The 4,610-nt window shown below is 62.1% G+C and carries 6 protein-coding genes and 1 pseudogene; 2 read left to right on the top strand and 5 right to left on the bottom strand.

All coding sequences use genetic code 11. The features are described 5' to 3' along the window. On the top strand, positions 1–457 hold a 457-nt coding region (locus ACXJKH_RS15465), incomplete at its 5' end, for a DUF2971 domain-containing protein (protein WP_457320592.1). A gap of 328 nt (positions 458–785) precedes the next feature. Here ACXJKH_RS15465 and ACXJKH_RS15460 read toward each other — a convergent pair. The 5 genes and pseudogenes from ACXJKH_RS15460 to ACXJKH_RS15440 form a co-directional block, all read right to left on the bottom strand. Continuing rightward, complete coding sequence (locus ACXJKH_RS15460; RefSeq protein ID WP_457320590.1) at positions 786–1,382, bottom strand: AprI/Inh family metalloprotease inhibitor; 597 nt, start codon at positions 1,380–1,382, stop codon at positions 786–788. Positions 1,383–1,397: 15 nt separating this feature from the next. Next, positions 1,398–1,778, bottom strand: coding sequence for a hypothetical protein (locus tag ACXJKH_RS15455; protein ID WP_457320594.1), 381 nt, complete (start codon positions 1,776–1,778; stop codon positions 1,398–1,400). Positions 1,779–1,790: 12 nt separating this feature from the next. Continuing rightward, a pseudogene (locus ACXJKH_RS15450) lies at positions 1,791–2,039 on the bottom strand (DUF3011 domain-containing protein); the annotation flags it as partial. A 210-nt stretch (positions 2,040–2,249) separates the two neighbouring features. After that, complete coding sequence (locus ACXJKH_RS15445; RefSeq protein ID WP_457320588.1) at positions 2,250–2,420, bottom strand: hypothetical protein; 171 nt, start codon at positions 2,418–2,420, stop codon at positions 2,250–2,252. A 452-nt stretch (positions 2,421–2,872) separates the two neighbouring features. Next, positions 2,873–3,304: a GNAT family N-acetyltransferase gene (locus ACXJKH_RS15440; RefSeq protein ID WP_457320586.1), complete on the bottom strand. Its 432-nt coding sequence runs from the start codon at positions 3,302–3,304 to the stop codon at positions 2,873–2,875. A 579-nt stretch (positions 3,305–3,883) separates the two neighbouring features. On the opposite strand from ACXJKH_RS15440, the gene ACXJKH_RS15435 reads away from it, so the two are divergent. Beyond that, positions 3,884–4,549, top strand: coding sequence for an SOS response-associated peptidase (locus ACXJKH_RS15435; protein ID WP_457320584.1), 666 nt, complete (start codon positions 3,884–3,886; stop codon positions 4,547–4,549). Positions 4,550–4,610: the final 61 nt, after the last annotated feature.

The following is a 4,610-nucleotide window of genomic DNA, read 5'->3' as shown; positions in this document are numbered from 1 at the left end:
GGCAAAGAGTCCGCTAGACGGTCCGTCGAGGGTCTGCAGCCTTTCGGCGGAGTGGCAAGACGTCCGGATGTGGGCACATTACGCTGATAGCTCTCAAGGCTTGGCCTTCGAATTTGAAATCGATCCGGCCGAGCCCGAGCTGCACCAGGTAGCCTACGTTGACGCCCTTCCGAAGCTCAACTTCGGCCTGCTAGGTCTTCCAAACACAATTGATGCCCTGACCTGTAAGTCAACACACTGGCGATACGAGTCAGAGTGGAGGTTCATTTCGGACCGTGAGTACATCGAACTGCCAGGRCAGCTCCGGAGAATCCTTCTTGGCAGTCGCATATCGGCCGAGTTCCGGGACGCAGTGTTAGAGCTTTCCGCCCCGGGGATAGACGTACATATGGTCGGTTTAGATCCTAGGGGTATCAGCATGGCGATAGGAGCGCGCCTGTCGCGTCATCCAAGGTGAGCCTTACCATGTCAAGGTCGCGGAAGATCAACAAAAACAACGACTAAGCCGATCCCCCGCGATCAATTGCGATCTTGTGAAATCAGTCACTTAGCGGACGCGTGGGGTCAGTTTGGGGTCAGTCACAGGGAGGGGCATCTCATATGCGGCAAGGCAAACGGCGCCCGGTGTGCCGAAGCTGTGCCACCGGCGCCGCTTCAGGCAGCCAACACCACGGACTTCAGTAGCCTAGCAAGCTCACTGCCTCGGCGCGCCAGGCGGCCAGCAACACCGTCTTCCTTCATGGACCGATGGCAAAGCCCATCTTTAGCCACCGGCCGACGCTCTATCAACGGCTCAGCGAAATTCGGTCGCCTGTCGCCGAAACACTCCCGACCCAGACGTCGCGATCCCTTGGCCACAGGGCAGCGTAGATATCTCCAGAGGAGTTGGTAAGGACAATCGTCGGGCCTTGCATATCCCAGCGGCTGACCTTCCAGAGGTCAGGACAACCCGTAGAGGTGCTGGCGAAATAGCCGCCGAAGTAAGGACTGGCGGTCAGGCGCACCGTGCAGAGGAAGGGCCCGTTGGCCGCATTGATGCGGTACGTGCCGTCCATCTGTTCGGGCTTGGGGCGAGAGGGTCGATGCTTGGACCAGCGCGGCTGATCGTCGGCGTTGTCATCGTTGTCCGGGCCGAAGCCCACCCCGAAGCCCTTGTTGTCAGACGACTTGGTCTCGTTGCTTTTGATCCAGGCCTTCATCTCCGGCGAACTTTCATCAGAGATGTCGGTCTGAGCGCCCGAATCCATCCCCGAGCTGGTAGTGATCGTGGAGCTTGTGGACTCGCTCTGCGTGCTTTGGTTGATGGACCCCGTGTTGTCGACCTGAGCCAACGCGGGGAAAGCCAGGACAAGGGCAAAGACGAAAAGAAGAGCGCTGCGCATGTCGAGGACTCCGGTTCAGTTGGATTGATCGGATGGAGGATCTACATCGCAGCCGGTTCCGTGGCACCCGATCCAGTTGCCTTGGGTGTCAAAGTTCGGGTTGCCCTGTTTGTCGAACGAAGCCCGGGTGTCGATGCCATCCGCGCCGCGGTCCTTGAGGGGGGCCACCAGACATCCCTCACCGTGACAGCCGTCGTACCCACCGTGCGCGTAGCTGTGTGTGTCTGATCGGTAGTTGGAGTGATGCTCGCTCTGGGCCGACGACGCAAGCACTGCTCCTAGCACCGAACCCAAAGTCAGGAGCCCGGCATCCCTGCCGCGGTCGTCGTAACGGCGGCTTCCCTTGTCATAGGTGCCGTCGCGGCCGTGGTGGTAGCCACCCACGTCGGCGAACACTCCGGAGCAACCTTCGTCCACCCAGATGCGGTGGGTCCTCGGGTTGAAACCCCAGGTTCGATTCAAGATACAGGAGCTGCCTGAGATCTGATGGATCAGCTGCGGCGCGCGCAACGGTGCACGGCATTCGCTGTACTGGTAGCCAACAGAGTGGCACTCCACTGTTGTGGCCCCGTTCTGCGCTAGAGCCGTAGGGACGCCCCACACTGTCAGCGCCAGCCCCGCTACCCAAGCAAGACAACCACGATCCGAACCTTTCATTGCGATCACTCCCCGATAGCTAACGAAACCTTCTGAAACCGCAACATGCCCTAAACGGGCCTATCTTGCCTGTTCCTTTTCGTCGCCCCTCTCACGACCCCTTCACCCAACGCCGCCTGCCCCCACCCCGCTTGCGGGCGACGTGCCATAGCCGATGTATCAAGCGGCCCTCCATCAGTCCATCAGGGCCTAGGGATCATCAGGAGCAGATCACCGAGGCGGTGCGCCATAGGCCTTGAGCTCTGGCGCGGCCGGCCATGAGCCCAGCTTCAGCGCTTCACGCAGCCGTCGTTCCTGCTGCAACTGAGCGGCCGAGCGCTTCGGCTGCGCGCTTTCTTCCGGCTTGGCCGTCAGCTGCTGCACGGCCTGTCGCAGCGGCACCCCGCCAAAATCCGGGCCGCGCACCACCGCTCGGCGTACCGCTTGCCCTGGTCGATGCTGGCCGCCCGGACCTGCTTGTCCTGCCAGAGTTTCCTGCAGGCCAAGGTCACGCGGATGCCATCGGAGCATGGCTGCACGCTGGCGATCTGACGGCTCCCCCACCACAGGCTCCGGTGGGCACCGTGCTGCACCCAGCCTTGTGGCCGTGGCGCGATCATGAATTCGGTGTAGTCGCAGGGAGGGAGCATGGCGCGCAGGATACGGGCCGGGATCTCAGATTCCGCGACTGGCTGTAATCGCCCTGCGAAGGTCTCAGCGCGCTGCTGGCCCAGGCTCCCTGGGCTGAGCGGACAATGGCCCGGGATCCGGGGGCGCGCTGACCCGGCGCCGGAGGTTGGGGGGCGCGCGCCGAGTGTGTGCATGGAAGCGCAACCTCGACGGGGCCTCCGGCCCTAGGCCGCCAGCAAGTCCTTGCTGAGAAACACTCGACGCGTCCCAGCAGGTTGGCACGGTATCTCGCCGAACACCCGCCAACCCTGCTTCACGTAGAAATCCGGCGCTTGGAAGCTGATCGTGTACAAAAGGCCGGAACAGCACCCCCGCCGCCTGGCTTCGTCCTCCGCAGCAGCGAGAATGCGCGAGCCAAGGTCATGGCCACGCAGTTCCGCGGGGAGGTAGAACAGGTCAACGAACAACATCCCCAATGATGTCCGGCCAGTCAAACCACCTAGCACTTTGCCAGTTTCCGGATCGGTGGCCAGAACCGCCAGCTCGCGCCGGTCGGCGTAACCGGCGGCATCTAAATTGAAACGGTCCAACCCGCTGGCAATCAGATCCAGCGACTCTGCGCTAGGCGAGTCCGTGATGGAGATATCGAGCTGCATTCTTTGTTTGGCTCTAGCAGTGTTGGGGCACTGAATCCTAGCAAATCCAAGCTATTCCTTAGCGCCGGCMGCCACGCCACGCCGCAAGTCGTATACAAACCAGCTTCTTGCAGCGCTTCCTATCCCGATCAGGACGGCGCGAAGATCTTCCGTCGTAAATGCGCCCTCATAGCATTCCCCGCCGTACGCTCGTGCCTTGGCTAGCGGCGAATCGTTCGCCCCCTCTATTCAAGGCTCACCGATGCCAAAYACCGGCCTGTTCTACCTATACGAGGTGGTCGGCAATCCCAGTCAGGCGACCCAAACGAGCTGCTCGGCTATCGAATCTGTCCGCGCTGAGTGTCTCGCATGTCACCACGTGTTTTGGGCCACCGAAGCCCCAGCGCTTATCAACATCTCTGGTGGCGGAGCTGCACTCATCTGCCCGAAAGGCGACAGCCGGCAGGCTATTTCTGGGGCCAGATTTGCTGACTTCGTGGCACGGTTCCCAGTAGGCAACTACGGTGAGGCCAGCACCGATAGCACCGCCGCGGCCGCACGGCCCGAACTGCCAGCGGACAAGGCCTAGAGGCTCTGCTTATGTGCGGCCGATTCGTCCAGACCCCGATCCGAGATGCCGCCAGCCTGGGCTTCCCCCAGCTGGCGGGCGATCTACTGTCGATGCCCGCCAGCTACAACTTGGCGCCGACACAGCGCGCGGCGGTGGTACTGGACCGCGGCGATGGACTGCAGCTGCAGCTCCTGGCTTGGGTCCTACTTCCCTTCTGGGCCAAGGCCAAGAAGCTGCAGGGCTCGACCATCAATGCCCGCATCGAGACAGTGGCCACCAAGCCAGCGTTTCGCTCGGCCTTCAAGAGGCATCGGTGCCTGATCCCCATGGCCGGGTACTACGAGTGGTCGGTCAACGCCGAGGACGGGAAGAAGGGTCCGTGGTTCATCCACGCGGCGACGCCGCTGTGGGCCGCCGGCCTGTGGGAGGACAGCAGCCCCCTGCTCAACCCCGACAACCTCGGCACCTTCACCGTGATCACCGGCGACAGCAGCGGCGTGTCTGCAGATATCCATGACCGCATGCCGGTGTGGTTGGATCCCAGCCAAGCCAGCGAGTGGATCACCGCATCACCCGATGACGCCATGGCGATGCTGCTGGCCAGCGAGTCGCCTGCTATGGAGGCATACCGTGTCAGCCGAGCGGTAAACACTCCTCGAAACAACAGCAATCAACTGCTGCAGGCGATGGATTGATCTCCTGCGATGCGTCCCGGTGTGTAAAGGGCGCCCAGCATGAGATGCGTCAGTGGACCTC

Source organism: Stenotrophomonas sp. P5_B8, from assembly GCF_054049855.1.
This window is presented reverse-complemented; position numbering and strand designations above follow the sequence as displayed.

Excerpts from the sequence above, each read along its gene's own strand:
- ACXJKH_RS15460 (WP_457320590.1), bottom strand. The coding sequence starts at position 1,382 with ATGCGCAGCGCTCTTCTTTTCGTCTTTGCCCTTGTCCTGGCTTTCCCC.
- ACXJKH_RS15440 (WP_457320586.1), bottom strand. The coding sequence starts at position 3,304 with ATGCAGCTCGATATCTCCATCACGGACTCGCCTAGCGCAGAGTCGCTG.
- ACXJKH_RS15435 (WP_457320584.1), top strand. The coding sequence starts at position 3,884 with ATGTGCGGCCGATTCGTCCAGACCCCGATCCGAGATGCCGCCAGCCTG.